This is a genomic window from Vibrio sp. YIC-376 (assembly GCF_052353105.1).
In the GTDB taxonomy this organism is placed as follows: Bacteria; Pseudomonadota; Gammaproteobacteria; order Enterobacterales; family Vibrionaceae; genus Vibrio.
On record NZ_JBBWFK010000006.1, the window covers coordinates 203,878 to 221,778 of the forward strand.

Consider the following 17,901-nt stretch of genomic DNA (forward strand, 5'->3'; position numbering starts at 1 on the left):
AACTATACTTACCGGAGAGTATCTTCCATGAAAAAGACCAAAATCGTTTGTACGATTGGCCCTAAAACTGAATCTGTAGAGAAGCTAACTGAACTAGTAAACGCAGGCATGAACGTAATGCGTCTTAACTTCTCTCACGGTGACTACGAAGAACACGGCACTCGTATTGCGAACTTCCGCCAAGTAATGGAAGCAACTGGCCAACCTCTAGCAATCCTTCTAGATACTAAAGGTCCAGAAATCCGTACTATCAAACTAGAAGGCGGCAACGACGTTGATCTAGTGGCTGGTCAAGAATTCACTTTCACAACTGACACTTCAGTTGTAGGTAACAAAGACACTGTTGCGGTAACTTACGCTGGCTTCGCAGCAGACCTAAACACTGGTAACACTATCCTAGTAGACGACGGTCTAATCGAGATGGAAGTTATCGCTACAACTGACACTGAAGTTAAATGTAAAGTACTTAACAACGGTGCACTAGGCGAAAACAAAGGTGTTAACCTTCCAGGCGTTTCAGTAAATCTACCAGCTCTATCTGAAAAAGATAAAAACGACCTTAAGTTTGGTTGTGAGCAAGGCGTTGATTTCGTAGCGGCTTCTTTCATCCGTAAAGCTTCTGACGTTCAAGAAATCCGTGAAGTACTTGCTGCAAACGGCGGCGAGAACATCCACATCATCTCTAAGATCGAAAACCAAGAAGGTGTTGATAACTTCGACGAGATCCTAGAGCTTTCTGACGGCATCATGGTTGCTCGTGGTGACCTGGGTGTTGAAATCCCAGCTGAAGAAGTAATCTTCGCTCAGAAAATGATGATCGAGAAGTGTAACCGTGCTCGTAAGATGGTTATCACTGCAACTCAAATGCTTGATTCTATGATCAACAACCCACGTCCAACTCGTGCGGAAGCAGGCGACGTTGCGAACGCGGTAATGGACGGTACTGACGCAGTAATGCTTTCTGGTGAAACTGCAAAAGGTAAATACCCAGTTGAAGCAGTAACTATCATGGCGCAAATCGCTAAGCGTACTGATTCAGTACTTAAAGCTGAACTAGGTTCTCGTCTAGACAGCCCACGTCTACGTATCACTGAAGCGGTATGTAAAGGCGCTGTAGACACGGCTGAAAAACTAGCTGCTCCACTTATCGTTGTTGCAACTGAAGGTGGTAAGTCTGCTCGTTCAGTACGTAAGTACTTCCCAACTGCAAACATCCTAGCTCTAACTACAAACAAGAAGACTGCTGCTCAGCTAGTTCTGACTAAAGGTGTAACACCTGTTGTTGTTGATTCTATCGACAGCACTGACGCATTCTACATTGCTGGTAAAGAGCTTGCGCTAGAATCTGGTCTTGGTAACAAAGGCGACATCGTTGTTATGGTTTCAGGTGCACTAGTAGCTTCTGGTACAACGAACACAGCTTCTGTACACGTACTATAAGACTGAACATTCATTTATCAGTGAAATAAATAGAAAGAGGGCTCATGAAGCCCTCTTTTTTTGTCTTTGGTTCTAATAAATTTTATTTACTTATCGCTTGGCACCAAAAACAGAAAAGCCACCGAATATTTCGATGGCTTTGATTTGTATAAAAGGTATTAGCTTTAAGGCTTCAGTGCACGCTCGCCACGAGCAATGCCCACTACCCCACTACGTGCCACTTCCACCACTTCGGTAACCTCCGAAATCGCTTTAATGAACGCATCCAGCTTTTCACTGGTTCCCGCCAACTGTACGGTGTACTGAGAAGCGGTCACATCAATAATTTGTCCGCGGAAGATGTCAGCAGTGCGCTTGGCTTCAGCTCGTGCAAAACCAGTCGCTTTCACTTTAACCATCATCAATTCACGTTCAAGGTGCTCAAACTCGGTCACTTCCTGAACTTTCAGCACATCAATGAGTTTGTGCAATTGTTTCTGAATCTGTTCAAGTTGCATCTCGTTTGAAGTCGTTGTGATATTCAAACGAGAGAGGGTTTCATCATCCGTTGGGGATACTGTCAAAGATTCAATGTTGTAGCCACGTTGAGAGAACAACCCTACAACGCGAGACAAAGCACCTGGTTGGTTTTCCAATAGCAATGAAATAATGTGTCTCATATTATGTTCTCTCCGTTTTGCTTAGCCACATTTTGTCCATACCCTCACCTTTAATCTGCATAGGGTAAACGTGCTCAGTTTCATCGACGTTAATATCGACAAACACCAGGCGGTCTTTCATATCAAGTGCTTTTTGCAGACCAGCTTCTAACTGATCTGGCGTTTCGATACGAATACCAACGTGACCATAAGCTTCTGCGATAGCTGCAAAATCAGGAACAGAACTCATGTATGAATTTGAGTGACGACCTTGGTAAATAATGTCTTGCCACTGTTTTACCATGCCTAAGAATCGGTTATTCAAGTTGATGATCTTCACCGGGATGTCGTACTGCATTGCAGTCGACAACTCTTGAATGTTCATCTGAATACTACCGTCACCGGTGACCACAACCACTTCTTCTTCCGGCATCGCAAATTTAACACCCAAACCAGCAGGAAGACCAAAGCCCATCGTGCCCAAACCACCCGAGTTGATCCAACGGCGCGGTTTATTAAATGGGTAGTAGAGCGCTGCAAACATTTGATGCTGACCTACGTCAGATGCCACATACGCATCGCCATTGGTCAGTTTATGCAGTGTTTCAATAACTTGTTGAGGCTTAATAATTTCTGGAGAAGTTTCATATGCCAGGCACTGACGATCACGCCACTCCTGAATATCATTCCACCAAGTCTGAATGGCTTCTTTGTCATTTGAACGCTCTTGCTCAGCCAGTAAGCCCAGCATAGTGGTCAGCACTTTTTCAGCCGAGCCAACGATTGGCAAATCCACTTTAACGTTTTTAGAGATCGACGAAGGGTCGATATCAATATGCATAACCTTAGCGTTAGGGCAATATTTTTCCAGATTATTTGTAGTACGGTCATCAAAACGAACACCAACACCAAAGATTAAGTCGGCTTCGTGCATTGCCATATTGGCTTCGTAAGTACCGTGCATGCCCAACATGCCCAGCGAGTTTTTGTGTGTGCCTGGGAATGCGCCTAAGCCCATCAACGTGCTCACTACAGGAAGGTTAAGCTTGTCCGCCAGTTCAAGGATGTGTTCATGAGCTCCAGAAATCACAGCGCCACCACCAACATAAAGCACTGGTTTTTTCGCTTCAAGAAGTGCTTTCAGCGCTTTTTTGATCTGGCCTTTATGACCCGATGTGGTTGGCTTGTACGAACGCATCGAAATGCTTTCAGGGTACTGGTAAGGCAGCTTGATTTGCGGATTCAACACATCTTTTGGCAAATCAATCACAACTGGACCAGGGCGACCAGTCGTCGAAATGTAGAACGCTTTTTTGATGGTTTCAGGGATATCTTCTGCTTTCTTTACTAAAAAGCTGTGTTTTACCACTGGGCGAGATACACCAACAATGTCACATTCCTGGAATGCGTCGTTACCAATCAGGTTGTTCGGTACGTTACCTGAAATAACGATCATTGGGATAGAATCCATATAAGCGGTCGCAATACCAGTAATCGTATTGGTCGCGCCAGGACCTGAACATACCAGTACGACACCCGGCTTACCCGTTGCGCGAGCATAGCCATCTGCCATATGCGTCGCCGCTTGCTCATGTCTTACTAGTACGTGTTTAATTTGGTCGGTTTTGGCGTGCAGTGCGTCGTAGATATCTAGAACGGAACCGCCAGGGTAACCAAAGATCTGCGATACATTCTCTTCGATCAGAGATTGCACAACCATCTCTGCACCTGACAACATTGCTGTCATAATTGCTCTCCTTACCCAGTTACCTCTCCGTAAGGTCAACGGATTGGTCTGGTTTCACATAGTTTAGGGCTTATTCGTAGCCTAATCGAAATACTTCCGCGTTTTCGGCTATGTCTTGCGTTCGTCATAACATCCCGCAAGGTTACCCAACAAATGTAACGTTTTATTATCAACGGGTCTAATGAGATATAGATCTCATTTTTTAGCATGATACTAAGAATGAGCACCTCTGAAGGGATAGCAGCCAAAGAAGCGAAAATAGACAGTATGATCAGAGACAGTCTTGCTTAAAAAAAGAATATTATTTCATATGCAACGCGGTAATTACGGAAAAATCCACCTATATGGAATGAAAATACAGAAGGAATGCTGCTAAACGAAAAATCCCCAAACATGCACAGGACATCTCTGGGGACTTTTTCATCAATTTGAAATCTAAGCGAGTTTAAGTTGGCAGAACTAATGCTTTTCCTTGTACATTTCTTCGATTTCATCTTGGTATTTATCATTGATAACTTTACGACGCAGTTTTTGCGTTGGCGTCAGCTCGCCATCATCCATAGAGAAAGCCTTTGGCAATAGTTTGAACTTCTTAACTTGTTCAAATTTAGCAAGCTCTTTCTGCAGTTCATTGACTCGCTTCTCAAGCATCTCGACCACTTGATGGTGTTTAATCAATTCAACACGGTCGTGATAAGCAATGTTCAGCTCTTTCGCGTACTCCTCCAGCGAGTCAAAACATGGGACGATCAGTGCCGAAACAAATTTACGTGTATCTGCGATAACGGCAATCTGCTCAATAAAGTGATCTTTACCAATCGCACCTTCGATCATTTGTGGCGCAATGTACTTACCACCAGACGTTTTCATTAACTCTTTGATGCGATCGGTAATAAAGAGATTACCGTTTTCATCGATATGGCCCGCATCACCGGTCTTCAGGAAGCCGTGCTCATCAAACGTATTTTGCGTCTCTTCTGGCATTTTGTAGTAACCACGCATCACCATCGGGCCGCGAACCAAAATTTCGTTGTTTTGTCCGATCTTCACTTGCGCGCCCGGCATCGACATACCGATAGAGTCTGGATCGAAGCACTTATCATCCCAGCACGATACTGTCGCCGTGGTTTCTGTCATGCCATAACCCAACTTAACGTTGATACCAATAGCGTGGAAGAATCGGCCAATCGTTTCATCCAGCTTTGCGCCACCACAAGGCATGAAGTTAATGCGTCCACCCAACAACGCGCGTAGTTTGCTCAACACTAGCTTGTCTGCCAGAGCATAAGATTTACGTAATACTAATGAAGGCTTACTTTTTTCTTGGTGACACACGGCCATTTTCGCGCCCATGTTCACAGCCCAGGTGAACATGATCTTACGATGGATCGGAGCGCGGGAAACCTTCTCATGAATAGCAGAGAAGATCTTCTCGTAGAAGCGAGGTACAGCACACATGACGGTTGGACGAACTTGGCTGAGCGCATCGCGTACTTGTTTTGTATCTTGCAAGTAGCAGTTGGTTGCGCCTTTATATAAGACATAAAAGGTCCACGCACGCTCAAACACATGTGAAAGAGGCAGGAAACACAGAGAGACATCATCTTCTGACAAGCTTAAGCGCTGATCATGACCTTCAAGCTGAGCAGCAATGTTAGCGTAATCGAGCATCACACCTTTAGGCTGGCCCGTCGTGCCCGAAGTATAAATCAACGTCAGCAGATCATCTTCTCGCGTCTGAGCCAAACGGGTTTCCAACTCTTCTTGATAACTCGTCGTGCCTTTTGCAATAAAGTCCTTCCAGGAGATAGCAAATTCATGCTCTCCAAGTTGGATATCGTCAGACATAGCAACAATCAACTCTAACTGACTGCACTGCTCGAAAATGCTAACCGCTGCATCAAATTGAGGCTGCTCACCCACAAACAGAACCTTCACGTCTGCATTGTCGAGGATATATGCCGATTGGGCTGCGGTATTAGTCGGATAAATAGGAACCGTCACACCACGTAATTGCAGCGTGGCGAAATCAGTGATAGTCCATTGAGGCATGTTATTTGAAAAAATGCCGATCTTATCTTGAACTCTCAATCCCTGAGCCAAAAGTGCGAGCGATAAATTATCCACTTGCTGACCAAATTGCTGCCAAGTAATACCTTGCCATTCATTGCCCACTTTATGTTTAAGCGCAATGCGGGTATCACCTTTCGCAATTTGTTCACGAATACGTTTAACGATATGAAAATCTAACTTGGCCATTTCTACTTACCTTAGGCTTACAGGTGTAAGCTAATTTGAGCGAGCAAGTGTACTCACAGGGTGCAAAAACGCAACTGACGGGCATCAAACTTATCCATAATAAGCGACAAATGTCACTGATAACGCTCACTTTAGGCGATTTTGGTTACCGTTTCCCTATTCTTAGCCCAAAAAGAAAGCCCCGAAAGATTTTCATCCCTCAGGGCCTAAATCATCATTCAGCCGACAATCGTATTATTTTAATGCAACCACTTCGCCACATATAATCATTAACTGATCGCGTAACCAAATGTGGCCTTTGTCCTTTTCACTCGACTCGTGCCAGCTCAGGTAACCACTGATTTCCTTATTTGCAAACGGGAAATCCAGAATTTGTAGCTGATCACTGTTCACTGCATTTTCCGCCATCCAGCGCGGAGCAATCGTTACCAGCTCAGACTGTCCTACTACATAAAGCAGGTTGCTCAGACTAGTGCCTTCGTATGCTGCCAGGCAATCCAGCTCACGATAAGCCTGCTCCGAGAAGCTACGTTGTCCATGCACTTTTGATAATTTCGCGTGCTTTTCGTTAACAAGCTGCTCGGCACCAACGGCACCTTGAATACGTGGGTGTGTTTTAGAAGCAATCACCACCAGCTCATCTTTGAAGATTTCAGTGCTTGAGAAACCTTGTTCATCGAAGCGCGCGTAGTCAATCACAAAATCGATCTCTTGATAACGCATACGCTCGGAAAGGAGACGATCAAATTCAGCGTCTAAATGTAGATGAACGTTGGGTGCCTGCTCGTTCACTTTAGTCATAATCTTGGGCGCAAAACGCAGATCGCATGGACTACAGATTGCCAGCTTGAACAAACGGGTCGAGGATTCTGGTTGGAATACTGAACTTGGCAGCTCGTTGCGGATCAGTTGCAGCGCCTGACGGATAGGGCCAAATAGTTGACGAGCTCTCTGTGTAGGCTGAATACCACGCCCCTGACGCATAAAGAGTTCGTCATTAAACATCACTTTCAGACGCGCGACAGCGTTGCTGACAGCGGGTTGAGACATGCCTAAATTATGCGCAGCACGTGTGATATTTTGCTCTTGCATCACGGCATCAAATACTGTCAACAGGTTTAAATCTACACCACGCAACGTGCTTTCCATACGGTAGCTAGCAATTGCGCTCATTGCGTCTTTCTTATCTAACATTGAGTGCGCCTCATTTGTAATCGTCAACTCGGTTGAATGAATTCATAGTGAATAGAATCCCATCTCGCACAAAAGACGCGGCTGGATTCGAATCATTACACGAATAGATAACCCAATTTTTATTATATTTATCGTCCGCATAGTTCGGGCTCGAACCGTACTATCAACTAATTGATCAGCGTTTCGCAACTGGATTGACATTTAATCAGTAAATTTTAGCTGATTAGTTATTTAAACCTTACATTTCAATAAGTTGATAAAAATATAAAAAAATATAAAAACGTTGATTCGCCACCAATTCAATAGGACGTAAGTATTTTGAGGTGATGAGAAAACAAGGCAATGAACCATTCACTCTAAAAATAGATGAGCCATAGATAAAGAAAACTCATCAATACGAGTGGGCTGCATGATGCTAAAAAATTGAATGGACAAGAAATCCAGAGTGAATATAAACAACAAAAATCGCATAAAAATGCAGCTATACATTGCCGTATAACTGCATCAGAAGTTAATGAGATTGGAAATAAACGCTCGATAATATTAGCCGTTTGTCTTTGGAGCTAAGACTGGCTAAATCTAAATATTGGATACATAACTTGGGAAATCAACTTGCTCCCACAACTGCTTGGATAACTCTTCCTGCGAATCCCAAGCACCCTGGAGTACCCAATTCACTATCGCTTGAGCGACGTCTGGATATTTAACACTTTCCGCCTGCTGTTCCTTCAGCCAGTAACGAACCGTTGAAATATCCAAGCTGTCCATCGAGGTAGCAAGTCCCAAGTTTTCAAGAGTCGCTACATTACTCTGTTGCTCAAATTGACCAGCCAGAGGTTTAAGCAACAACTTCTTGCCGAGAGACAGCGCCTCAGATGGCAACTCAAAACCACCATTGGCAATCACTCCGCTACAACGGTGCAAGTGATGCTGGAAGTTGGTATGGCACAAAGGACGTAGCTCTATATTCTCGACAGTTTCGCTTTCTATCACATCGGGGTGATAGCAGATAAACGACTGCTGGTTAAAGTGGAACAACAAATCCGCAATATCTTCAATGGACTCGAAAGGAAGGTAGACCAATACAAAGTTGTCGCTCTGCTCCTGGCTGGCCAGAGTATTAATAATAGGTGGCAGTATTGGCTGATCAAAGTGGTACCAATGCAATCCAAGGTGATGCTGAGATGGAGCAAAATGCTCAATCACTGATTTATCTAGCCAACTTGCGCCTTTTAATGGCACCGGATAGCGAAAGGCATTCTGATGGCTGATTCCGATACTGGGCTTTTTCTGCTTACGCGCAGCCCATGCTGTCACAGGTTCAAAGTCATTGAGAATCAGATCATAACCTGAGAGCTCTAGCTGATTCACTTCTTTGAAAAACTGAATCAAATTATTATTCAATGCAGTTTTTGTATAGTTCACCGATCCTTTCTCGGTGATAAAAGTGAACCCTCGGCGCGTTTGATAATCGCCAAAGGCTTCCATCGAAAAGTATTTCTCTGGAGCACGACCTGAAAACAGGAAGTCGACCTGCACATCGCGCTGCGCAAATGCATTACTCATTGCTCTGGCACGAGCAATATGACCATTTCCGGTGCCTTGGACACCGTATAGGATTTTCATCAATTAAACTCCGATGATTGAAATCGCCAATCCACCACACAGGCTGCCCAGCACCGCACCTATGATGACGTCAGTAAAAAAGTGCACCCCAAGAAAGATGCGCGCAGCCCCGATCAGACTCGCCCACAAGAAAGCGGCGTCGCCTATCTCCGGATAAAAATGATCAATAAGAGTGGCCATTAAAAAAGCGGCTGAGGTGTGTCCAGAAGGTAAACTGTAGCGATCAGAAGGGGTGATAAAAGCGGGTAATAACGCGCTCAGTTCCTCAGGACGACGACGCTTAAAACTGTTTTTCAACATCCAATAAATGGGTAACTCAATAGCAAAGGCCAATAACCCTGTGAGCAGGAACCAGACTCCATACTCGGTATCCAAATACCAGGCTAGTAAGCCGAGAACCAGATATAGGTGGCCATCACCACTGTGTGAGATCCCTTTACTAACATTGGCAACTTGCTGGTTAAAGCGGTGCTGAAGACAAACGCTAGAAAGAGCTAAATCAAACTTAGCGATGGTTGCTATTGGCTGAGTAATCGTTCTCATATGATCTTCCCTCACTTTGACAACGCCTTTATTTGCAAACTAGGCGTTTTTAGTGACAACCACATGACGGGAAGTTGGACAATTAATGACAGGAGTAAATTTGATGATGTTTACCCAGCATGATTATGCTGGGCAAATGAAAAGCGACGCATTAAACGCCGTGAAGAATCTAGGATGGATGAGAGTTCTTAGGTCGTGAAGAGTCGATGTACCATATCTTTCTTTGCTTACGACACGCCCGGAATGAGCCTGAGGTAAACTCTCCTTCTTTACTCAGCTCGTAGCTAAGCACCCGGCAGGTGTAGCTTCCGGTTAGATTGTAGCTATCGCCATAGCTGTTATTTCCGACTTCTGATTGGCTCAACAGTAAGTTTGGAGGTGTAGACAATATGTCCCGCTCTCCGACATTACTGCGCGCATAATCTTTATGAATATAGCCCTTAATGACACCCTTCTGCTCTACAACAAACCAAGGAACATCAGAGACTTGAGCAATAACATTGAATACTTCACCTTTATTGATCAAACTGAGTTCTTCTCCTTCCAAACTCGGTTTCGAGCGCAGGTGAATAGTCGTTTTAGAACGGTATGGCACATCAATAAACTCCAATTTATGGTAAGTCTCTACTCCCTCTTCCTTGAGTCTAATAACCTCAGCCTGATGCCATTCATTGGGTTGAACTTGAATATTCCACCACACGTAAGTATCTGGATCTTTTCCTTTAAATCTGTCTCGGGTATCCGACTCCAAGGCAACTAACATCTGATTTAAAAAGTGTCCTCGACCTTCATAGCTCAAATACATATCCATTTGATCACGGATCAACGCAACAATCTGGGCATGATCATTCGTAACGAATGGCGAGATTTTCGCCTCGGTGCGAGATTGAAACAGTTGACAACCTGATAAGCTGATCAATGTTAATGCTAGCGCTGAACGTCCTATTTGTTTTGCTATAGCCATTAATCCTCTACCTTTTGTGTTCTTCGCCCAATGTAACCACTAGACTATCCACTCTATCTCTATCGACTCTTACACAACAAATCAATCCTTCGCTGGATAGCTTGTAATCGTGATCCCCTTCTTTTACTTTCAGTCGGGTGAACATTGTGATCTCAATCGAGTGTTCAAATTTGTTAAAATTTTCGCTTTCCTGTCACAACTTTTCCAGATTAGGAAACATCCGCACCGAAAGACTCATCCGATATGAATAAAAAATCGACTTTAGGGTTGACGTGGTTGAAGGAGTGCGGTACTAATTTGTTAACTTAATTTTGTGGAAAGCTTAACAACTATGTCAGCTCATTTTTCTATCCTGCTTAGCCTCCTCCTGATCGTGACCAGTTCGCGCGGGTAGGCTGTGGAAGAAAAATAACCACACCAAATTCTAAGAACCCGCATGCGAATGCGGGTTTTTTTATATCTAAATACCGGAAGTAAACGATTAACTTGCGCGAAAGTGCAGAAATCATGAAGGAAGCAAACATGAACGATCAAGTCATTATTTTCGACACCACCTTGCGTGATGGCGAGCAAGCGTTGTCAGCAAGCTTGACAGTTAAAGAGAAACTGCAGATTGCCTATGCGCTGGAAAGGCTGGGGGTTGATGTTATCGAAGCAGGTTTCCCAATCTCTTCTCCAGGTGATTTCGAGTCGGTACAAACTATTGCAAAACACATTAAAAACAGTCGAGTTTGTGCCCTTTCGCGTGCCGTTGCGAAAGATATCGATGCCGCAGCAGAAGCACTAAAAGTTGCAGACCAGTTCCGTATCCACACATTTTTGGCAACTTCCACCATTCACGTTCAAGATAAACTGCGCCGTACATACGACGACGTCCTTGAAATGGCGGTAAATGCGGTTAAACACGCTCGTAACTACACAGACGATGTCGAGTTTTCTTGTGAAGATGCTGGCCGTACACCAATCGACAACCTATGCCGTATGGTGGAAGCTGCAATCAACGCAGGCGCAACCACTGTTAACATTCCAGATACTGTGGGCTATACCGTACCAAGTGAATTTGGCGGTATTATTCAAACCCTATTCAATCGCGTTCCAAACATAGATAAAGCCGTTATCTCTGTGCACTGCCACGATGATTTGGGCATGTCGGTTGCTAACTCTATTGCTGCTGTACAAGCTGGTGCTCGTCAGGTAGAAGGGACAATTAATGGTATTGGTGAGCGTGCGGGCAACTGTTCTCTAGAAGAAATCGCGATGATCATCAAAACACGTCAAGAGCTATTAGGCGTGCATACCGGCATTAAGCACGATGAAATCCATCGTACCAGCAAGTTGGTGAGTCAGCTATGTAACATGCCAATTCAGAGTAACAAAGCGATCGTGGGTGCCAACGCATTTAGCCACTCTTCAGGCATTCACCAAGATGGTATGCTAAAGAACAAGAACACATACGAGATCATGACTCCTGAGTCAATTGGTCTTAAGAACCAGGCGCTAAACCTAACTAGCCGTAGTGGTCGTGCAGCAGTGAAGAGCCACATGGAGACCATGGGCTATAAAGAAGATGAATACAACCTAGATGCGCTGTACGCTGACTTCTTGAAGCTAGCTGACCGTAAAGGCCAAGTTTTCGATTACGACCTGGAAGCGCTGATGCACTTCTCTAATTTGCGCGAAGAAGATGACTTCTACAAGTTGAACTACTTGAGCGTGCAATCAGGCAGTGTCATGGCGACCACCAGCATCAAAATGCAATGTGGTGATGAAGAAATGTGTGAAGCTGCAGTCGGTAATGGTCCTGTAGATGCGCTATACCAATGTATTTACCGAGTGACAGGTTACGAGATTGTGCTAGACAAGTTCGACCTGACGGCAAAAGGCGAAGGTGAAGATGGATTGGGTCAAGCTGACATCATCGCCAACTACAAAGGCCGTAAATACCACGGCACAGGTGTTTCAACTGATATCGTAGAAGCTTCCGGTCAGGCTCTACTGCACGTTATCAACAGCATTCACCGTGCAGACAAGATTGCAGAAATGAAGCAAAAGAAAATCGCTGCCGTTTAAACTGAACGCCCAAGCTCTGGACAGAATAACTTCGTTTTAAAATTAAGCTAAAAATTACAATATCAAAGGATTAACATGACAGACAAATCATACAAAATTGCCGTTCTACCTGGTGACGGTATTGGCCCAGAAGTGATGGCACAAGCGCACAAGGTGCTTGATGCAATCGAGAAAAAGCACAATATCGTATTTGAGCGCGAAGAGCATGATGTAGGCGGTATTGCTATCGATAATCACGGCTGTCCACTTCCTGAAAGTACGGTAAAAGCGTGTGAAGAGTCTGATGCGGTTCTTTTTGGCTCAGTAGGTGGTCCTAAATGGGAACACCTACCACCCAATGATCAACCAGAACGCGGCGCTTTGCTTCCACTGCGTAAGCATTTCCAACTGTTCTGTAACCTACGCCCTGCGCAAATTCATAACGGTCTAGAGGCATTTTCTCCACTGCGTGCAGACATTTCAGAGCGTGGCTTTGATATCGTTGTTGTTCGTGAACTGACTGGCGGCATCTACTTTGGCCAACCAAAAGGTCGTGAGGGTGAAGGCGCAACTGAGAAAGCGTTTGATACAGAGGTTTACCACCGTTTTGAAATTGAGCGCATCGCTAAGATCGCATTTGAATCTGCACGTCTGCGCCGTAAAAAAGTCTGTTCAATCGACAAAGCGAACGTTCTACAAAGCTCTATCCTATGGCGTGAAGTTGTAGAAGAAATCGCGAAAGACTACCCTGATGTCGAGCTGTCTCACATGTACATCGACAACGCGACCATGCAGTTAATCAAAGATCCAGCACAGTTCGACGTGATGCTGTGTTCAAACATCTTCGGCGACATCATCTCAGATGAGTGTGCGATGATCACTGGCTCTATGGGCATGTTGCCATCTGCAAGTCTGAACGAAAGCAAATTTGGTCTGTACGAGCCAGCTGGCGGCAGTGCGCCAGATATCGCAGGCAAGAACATCGCAAACCCAGTAGCACAGATCCTATCTGCTGCGCTGATGCTGCGTTACAGTCTTGGTGAAGAAACCGCAGCGCAAGATATCGAATCAGCAGTATCCAAAGCACTGTCTGCTGGTGAGCTGACAGCTGACTTAGCAAGCAACAACCCAGCATTGAGCACTTCAGAGATGGGTGACAAAATCGCTGAGTACATCTTGAACTCATAACTCAAACCAGCTTGATAATAATTATTCGCACCTGATAAGCCGTTGTCAGGTGCTACACACAGGATTAGTGATAATGGGCAAAACACTATACGAAAAAGTCTACGACGCACACGTTGCAGTCGCAGCAGAAGGGGAAACCCCGATTCTTTATATTGATCGTCATTTGGTACACGAAGTAACGTCTCCGCAAGCATTCGATGGCTTGCGTGAAAAAGGCCGTAAAGTGCGTCAGGTAAGCAAAACGTTCGCAACAATGGACCACAACGTTTCAACGACGACCAAAGACATCAATGCTTCCGGTGAAATGGCGCGTATCCAGATGGAAACGCTTTCGAAAAACTGTGAAGAATTTGGTGTAACCCTTTACGATATCAACCACAAATATCAGGGTATCGTACATGTTATGGGTCCAGAGCTAGGCATTACTCTTCCTGGCATGACTATCGTTTGTGGTGACTCTCATACCGCAACTCACGGTGCTTTTGGCTCACTAGCTTTCGGTATCGGTACTTCTGAAGTTGAGCACGTACTAGCGACTCAAACGCTAAAACAAGCGCGTGCTAAAAAGATGAAAATCGAAGTCAAAGGTAAAGTAGCACCGGGCATTACCGCAAAAGATATCGTGCTTGCGATCATCGGTAAAACCACGGCAGCTGGCGGTACAGGCTACGTAGTTGAATTCTGTGGTGAAGCGATTACTGACCTTTCTATGGAAGGCCGCATGACCGTGTGTAACATGGCCATCGAGTTAGGTGCTAAAGCAGGCTTAATTGCACCGGATGAGACTACCTTCGAATACATCAAAGGTCGTAAATTCTCACCACAAGGCGCTGATTTTGACGCAGCGGTAGAATACTGGAAGACGCTAAAAACTGACGCTGATGCTGAGTTTGATGCCGTAGTAACGCTTAACGCTGCTGACATCAAACCACAAGTAACCTGGGGTACTAACCCAGGTCAGGTTATCGCCGTTGACCAACCAATTCCTGCACCAGAAAGCTTCACCGACCCAATCGAAAAAGCGTCTGCAGAAAAAGCACTGGCTTACATGGGACTTGAAGCAGGTAAATCACTGTCTGATTACCAAGTTGACAAAGTGTTTGTAGGCTCTTGTACTAACTCTCGTATCGAAGATATGCGCGCTGCAGCAGCGGTAGCGAAAGGCCGTAAAGTCGCTCCACACGTTCAGGCGCTTATCGTCCCGGGATCTGAGCAAGTGAAAGCGCAAGCGGAAGCAGAAGGCCTGGATGTCATCTTTAAAGAAGCCGGCTTTGAATGGCGTCTGCCTGGCTGTTCTATGTGTCTGGCGATGAACAACGACCGCTTGGGTCCTCATGAGCGTTGTGCATCTACTTCAAACCGTAACTTTGAAGGCCGTCAAGGCCGTGATGGCCGCACCCACTTGGTTAGCCCTGCAATGGCTGCAGCGGCAGCTATCGCTGGTCACTTTGTTGACATTCGTGAATTGACTTTTTTTGATAAACAGGACTAGGGGAGAACAATCATGTCAGGTTTTAAACAACACACTGGTTTGGTTGTGCCTCTGGATGCCGCCAACGTCGATACTGATGCCATCATTCCAAAGCAGTTCCTACAAAAGGTGTCTCGCTTAGGTTTTGGTAAACACCTATTCCATGACTGGCGCTTCCTTGATGATGCAGGCGAGCAGCCAAACCCAGAGTTTGTGATGAACGCACCGCGTTATAAGGGGGCTTCAATCCTGCTTGCGCGTGAAAACTTCGGCTGTGGTTCGTCTCGTGAGCACGCACCTTGGGCTTTGGCTGATTACGGCATTAAAGCGATGATAGCGCCAAGCTTTGCGGACATTTTCTACGGTAACTCAATCAACAACCAAATGGTGCCAGTGCGTCTGACCGAGCAAGAAGTTGATGAACTGTTCCAATACGTTCAAGCCAATGAAGGTGCTCAAATTGAAGTAGATCTGGAAGCACTGAAAGTTCGCGCTAACGGTAAAGAGTATGACTTCGAAATCGATGAATTCCGTCGCCACTGCTTACTAAATGGTCTGGACAACATCGGATTGACGCTACAGCACGAAGATAAAATTGCTGAATACGAAGCCAAGATCCCGAGCTTCCTGCGCTAAGACGCTTTAGTCAACAGACAAGCAAAAGGCTGACCATTGTCAGCCTTTTTTAATTTTTACGCCTACACAAAAGGAAGAAAACAAACACTAATCCGGTCTACACTAACATCCAAAAGTTTCTCCGCAGGTATCTCTATGAATCGTTGCTTATTGTTATTGTGTGCCCTACTCTCCTTTTCCGTCTATTCCGCACCTAAAGCCGACCTGTGGCCATACTGGAACCACTCTAACGAAGCCAGCCCAACACAAATTTCCCATCAAGAGTGGCAACAGTTACTCGACAGCTATCTTATTGCCGATGGTGAAAACACGCTATTTCGCTACAGCAAAGTCTCAGCGGTAGATAAAACCAAGCTGAAGCAATACATTCAGCACCTCGCAAGCCTCAATCCTCTGCACTACCGCAAAGCCGAGCAATACGCTTACTGGGTGAATCTGTACAATGCGATCACGGTGGATTTGATTCTGGATAATTACCCGATCAAATCCATTACCAAGTTAGGCGGGCTGTTTAGCTTTGGGCCATGGGATGAGGATGCCGTTATGATTAACGGTAAAAAGCTGACCCTGAATGATATCGAGCACCGGATTCTGCGGCCAATCTGGCAAGACCCGAGAACCCATTACGCGGTTAACTGTGCAAGCTTGGGGTGTCCGAATCTACAAGCTCAGGCGTTTACTGCCGACAATAGCCAAGCCTTGTTAGAAAGCGCAGCAAAAGCCTTTATTAACAGCAAAAAAGGCGTCTCTATCGAAGGCAACACGGCGCGAATCTCGTCTATTTACGATTGGTTTGCGGTTGATTTTGGTGGTGAGAAGCAAGTGTTTAACCACATCAGACAATACGCACCTCAGTACAATAGCTTTTCTGGTCAGGTGAAATACGACTACGACTGGAGCTTGAATCAAGCTAACTGATTTCACTGAGTGGGCAGTTTGAAGAGCTTTAGGATACCCACAACCCAAAAGCTAAAAAAGTCGCTGGATGACGACTCTTATTGGGTCATTCCAGCGAGCCTTAGCGAGACTAGGAATCTAATATCCGCGCACTGAGAGCATAGAGAAATACCTTTGACAGCAAAGTGCTCGGATAGAAGATTCTGAATCACGCTCGTTCCTCGCTTTTCAGAATGACGGCATTGCACCACTACCCTTTGGATTTTCATCGTTGATAGAAAAGCGAGATTACTTAAAACCTTTTACCTTCTTAATCAGGTCATATGCATTTTGAATTTCTTGCGATTTTTCTTTGGCCACATTCATCATCTCTGGCGGCAAACCTTTTGCCATCAGCTTATCAGGGTGGTGTTCGTTCATCAGCTTACGGTATGCACGCTTAACCGTTTTACTGTCCGCATCCGCCGAAACGTCGAGAATTTTATACGCATCCGCTAACTGATCGGCTTGAGACGCTTGCTGCCACCCTGCACCAGACGATTGGTAATGGCCTTGATGCTGCCCGTGAAAACCACCCTGATGTTGGAAACGAAATGCTGCTTCTTGCATGTGCAAGCGACGCTCTAGCTGTTCAGAAGAAAAACCTAGTGCGCGAGCGATTTTGTGCAGTACATTTCGTTCACTTGGGTGAATTTCACCATCGGCAAATGCGGCTGATATTTGCAATTCCAAGAAAAATTGCAGCAAGTCGAAACGTCCAGCCGTGGAAATTTTTACCCGAACCAACACCTCTTCAAGCGGAAAATCGCTTTCCTTACCTTCACGAAACGCATCTTGCGCCGCACGGCGTTGTTCACCATGCAGGTTCATACGATCCATCATCGCTGACGCCAGTTGAATCTCTTCTTTGGTGACCTGACCTTTCGATTTTGCCACATGTCCCATCACAGCAAAGGCCGCTTTGAAAAATTCTTCCTGACGTTGCGCCTGACTTGGTCCTTTACCGAACCCACCAGTAGAGAAACCCGCCTGACTCAAACGTCGCGCTTTATCAAATTGATGACCAATAAATAAGCCAAACAGCAGACCTAGCGGCCCACCAAGTAACAAGCCAAAAAAGGCACCCAGAATTTTGCCAAAAATATGCATTATGTGTTCTCTATCAATGAATTTTTATCGACGACGGCGGTCTTATAGTGCCGGATGCAACGATTTCCTTTATGATAATGGAATTAGTTTTATTTCGGCT

The 17,901-nt window shown here is 45.2% G+C and carries 14 protein-coding genes; 6 read left to right on the forward strand and 8 right to left on the reverse strand.

Going from position 1 to position 17,901, the window contains the following annotated elements; translation table 11 throughout:
- Positions 1 to 27: 27 nt before the first annotated feature.
- Positions 28 to 1,440, forward strand: a complete 1,413-nt coding sequence (pykF, locus tag WJM94_RS13290) for a pyruvate kinase PykF (RefSeq protein ID WP_444494690.1) — start codon at positions 28 to 30, stop codon at positions 1,438 to 1,440.
- A gap of 164 nt (positions 1,441 to 1,604) precedes the next feature.
- Here the strand turns inward: pykF and ilvN are convergent, their stop codons facing one another.
- The 7 genes from ilvN to WJM94_RS13325 form a co-directional block, all read right to left on the reverse strand.
- On the reverse strand, positions 1,605 to 2,099 hold the full coding sequence (ilvN, locus tag WJM94_RS13295) for an acetolactate synthase small subunit (RefSeq protein WP_444494691.1): 495 nt from the start codon (positions 2,097 to 2,099) through the stop codon (positions 1,605 to 1,607).
- 1 nt (position 2,100) lies between these two features.
- Complete coding sequence (locus tag WJM94_RS13300) at positions 2,101 to 3,825, reverse strand: acetolactate synthase 3 large subunit (RefSeq protein WP_444494692.1); 1,725 nt, start codon at positions 3,823 to 3,825, stop codon at positions 2,101 to 2,103.
- Between the two features lie 459 nt (positions 3,826 to 4,284).
- On the reverse strand, positions 4,285 to 6,084 hold the full coding sequence (locus tag WJM94_RS13305; protein ID WP_444494693.1) for an AMP-dependent synthetase/ligase: 1,800 nt from the start codon (positions 6,082 to 6,084) through the stop codon (positions 4,285 to 4,287).
- A 234-nt stretch (positions 6,085 to 6,318) separates the two neighbouring features.
- Positions 6,319 to 7,278 carry a LysR family transcriptional regulator CalR gene (gene calR / locus WJM94_RS13310; RefSeq protein ID WP_444494694.1) on the reverse strand — a complete coding sequence of 320 codons (960 nt, stop codon included), beginning with the start codon at positions 7,276 to 7,278 and terminating at the stop codon, positions 6,319 to 6,321.
- Between the two features lie 579 nt (positions 7,279 to 7,857).
- Positions 7,858 to 8,904: an MJ1255/VC2487 family glycosyltransferase gene (locus tag WJM94_RS13315; RefSeq protein ID WP_444494695.1), complete on the reverse strand. Its 1,047-nt coding sequence runs from the start codon at positions 8,902 to 8,904 to the stop codon at positions 7,858 to 7,860.
- A gap of 3 nt (positions 8,905 to 8,907) precedes the next feature.
- The gene (locus WJM94_RS13320) at positions 8,908 to 9,447 is read right to left on the reverse strand and encodes a phosphatase PAP2 family protein (protein ID WP_444494696.1); all 540 of its coding nucleotides are present in this window, start codon (positions 9,445 to 9,447) and stop codon (positions 8,908 to 8,910) included.
- 169 nt (positions 9,448 to 9,616) lie between these two features.
- Positions 9,617 to 10,411 carry an SH3 domain-containing protein gene (locus WJM94_RS13325; protein ID WP_444494697.1) on the reverse strand — a complete coding sequence of 265 codons (795 nt, stop codon included), beginning with the start codon at positions 10,409 to 10,411 and terminating at the stop codon, positions 9,617 to 9,619.
- Positions 10,412 to 10,933: 522 nt separating this feature from the next.
- Between WJM94_RS13325 and leuA the strand changes: the two genes are divergently transcribed.
- The 5 genes from leuA (at position 10,934) to WJM94_RS13350 (ending at position 16,673) form a co-directional block, all read left to right on the forward strand.
- Complete coding sequence (gene leuA, locus WJM94_RS13330) at positions 10,934 to 12,481, forward strand: 2-isopropylmalate synthase (RefSeq protein WP_444494698.1); 1,548 nt, start codon at positions 10,934 to 10,936, stop codon at positions 12,479 to 12,481.
- A gap of 75 nt (positions 12,482 to 12,556) precedes the next feature.
- Positions 12,557 to 13,648 carry a 3-isopropylmalate dehydrogenase gene (leuB, locus tag WJM94_RS13335; protein WP_444494699.1) on the forward strand — a complete coding sequence of 364 codons (1,092 nt, stop codon included), beginning with the start codon at positions 12,557 to 12,559 and terminating at the stop codon, positions 13,646 to 13,648.
- Positions 13,649 to 13,721: 73 nt separating this feature from the next.
- Positions 13,722 to 15,140: a 3-isopropylmalate dehydratase large subunit gene (gene leuC / locus WJM94_RS13340; protein ID WP_444494700.1), complete on the forward strand. Its 1,419-nt coding sequence runs from the start codon at positions 13,722 to 13,724 to the stop codon at positions 15,138 to 15,140.
- Between the two features lie 12 nt (positions 15,141 to 15,152).
- Positions 15,153 to 15,755, forward strand: coding sequence for a 3-isopropylmalate dehydratase small subunit (gene leuD / locus WJM94_RS13345; RefSeq protein WP_444494701.1), 603 nt, complete (start codon positions 15,153 to 15,155; stop codon positions 15,753 to 15,755).
- 135 nt (positions 15,756 to 15,890) lie between these two features.
- Positions 15,891 to 16,673, forward strand: a complete 783-nt coding sequence (locus WJM94_RS13350) for a DUF547 domain-containing protein (protein WP_444494702.1) — start codon at positions 15,891 to 15,893, stop codon at positions 16,671 to 16,673.
- Between the two features lie 267 nt (positions 16,674 to 16,940).
- Here WJM94_RS13350 and djlA read toward each other — a convergent pair whose 3' ends face one another.
- Positions 16,941 to 17,801, reverse strand: coding sequence for a co-chaperone DjlA (djlA, locus tag WJM94_RS13355; protein WP_444494703.1), 861 nt, complete (start codon positions 17,799 to 17,801; stop codon positions 16,941 to 16,943).
- Positions 17,802 to 17,901: the final 100 nt, after the last annotated feature.

What these genes read in the sequence shown, in the direction of transcription:
- WJM94_RS13305 (WP_444494693.1), bottom strand. Translation starts at nt 6,084, where the DNA reads ATGGCCAAGTTAGATTTTCATATCGTTAAACGTATTCGTGAACAAATT.
- leuD (WP_444494701.1), top strand. Translation starts at nt 15,153, where the DNA reads ATGTCAGGTTTTAAACAACACACTGGTTTGGTTGTGCCTCTGGATGCC.
- leuA (WP_444494698.1), top strand. Translation starts at nt 10,934, where the DNA reads ATGAACGATCAAGTCATTATTTTCGACACCACCTTGCGTGATGGCGAG.
- pykF (WP_444494690.1), top strand. Translation starts at nt 28, where the DNA reads ATGAAAAAGACCAAAATCGTTTGTACGATTGGCCCTAAAACTGAATCT.
- calR (WP_444494694.1), bottom strand. Translation starts at nt 7,278, where the DNA reads ATGTTAGATAAGAAAGACGCAATGAGCGCAATTGCTAGCTACCGTATG.
- leuB (WP_444494699.1), top strand. Translation starts at nt 12,557, where the DNA reads ATGACAGACAAATCATACAAAATTGCCGTTCTACCTGGTGACGGTATT.
- leuC (WP_444494700.1), top strand. Translation starts at nt 13,722, where the DNA reads ATGGGCAAAACACTATACGAAAAAGTCTACGACGCACACGTTGCAGTC.
- WJM94_RS13320 (WP_444494696.1), bottom strand. Translation starts at nt 9,447, where the DNA reads ATGAGAACGATTACTCAGCCAATAGCAACCATCGCTAAGTTTGATTTA.
- WJM94_RS13325 (WP_444494697.1), bottom strand. Translation starts at nt 10,411, where the DNA reads ATGGCTATAGCAAAACAAATAGGACGTTCAGCGCTAGCATTAACATTG.
- WJM94_RS13350 (WP_444494702.1), top strand. Translation starts at nt 15,891, where the DNA reads ATGAATCGTTGCTTATTGTTATTGTGTGCCCTACTCTCCTTTTCCGTC.
- djlA (WP_444494703.1), bottom strand. Translation starts at nt 17,801, where the DNA reads ATGCATATTTTTGGCAAAATTCTGGGTGCCTTTTTTGGCTTGTTACTT.
- WJM94_RS13315 (WP_444494695.1), bottom strand. Translation starts at nt 8,904, where the DNA reads ATGAAAATCCTATACGGTGTCCAAGGCACCGGAAATGGTCATATTGCT.
- ilvN (WP_444494691.1), bottom strand. Translation starts at nt 2,099, where the DNA reads ATGAGACACATTATTTCATTGCTATTGGAAAACCAACCAGGTGCTTTG.
- WJM94_RS13300 (WP_444494692.1), bottom strand. Translation starts at nt 3,825, where the DNA reads ATGACAGCAATGTTGTCAGGTGCAGAGATGGTTGTGCAATCTCTGATC.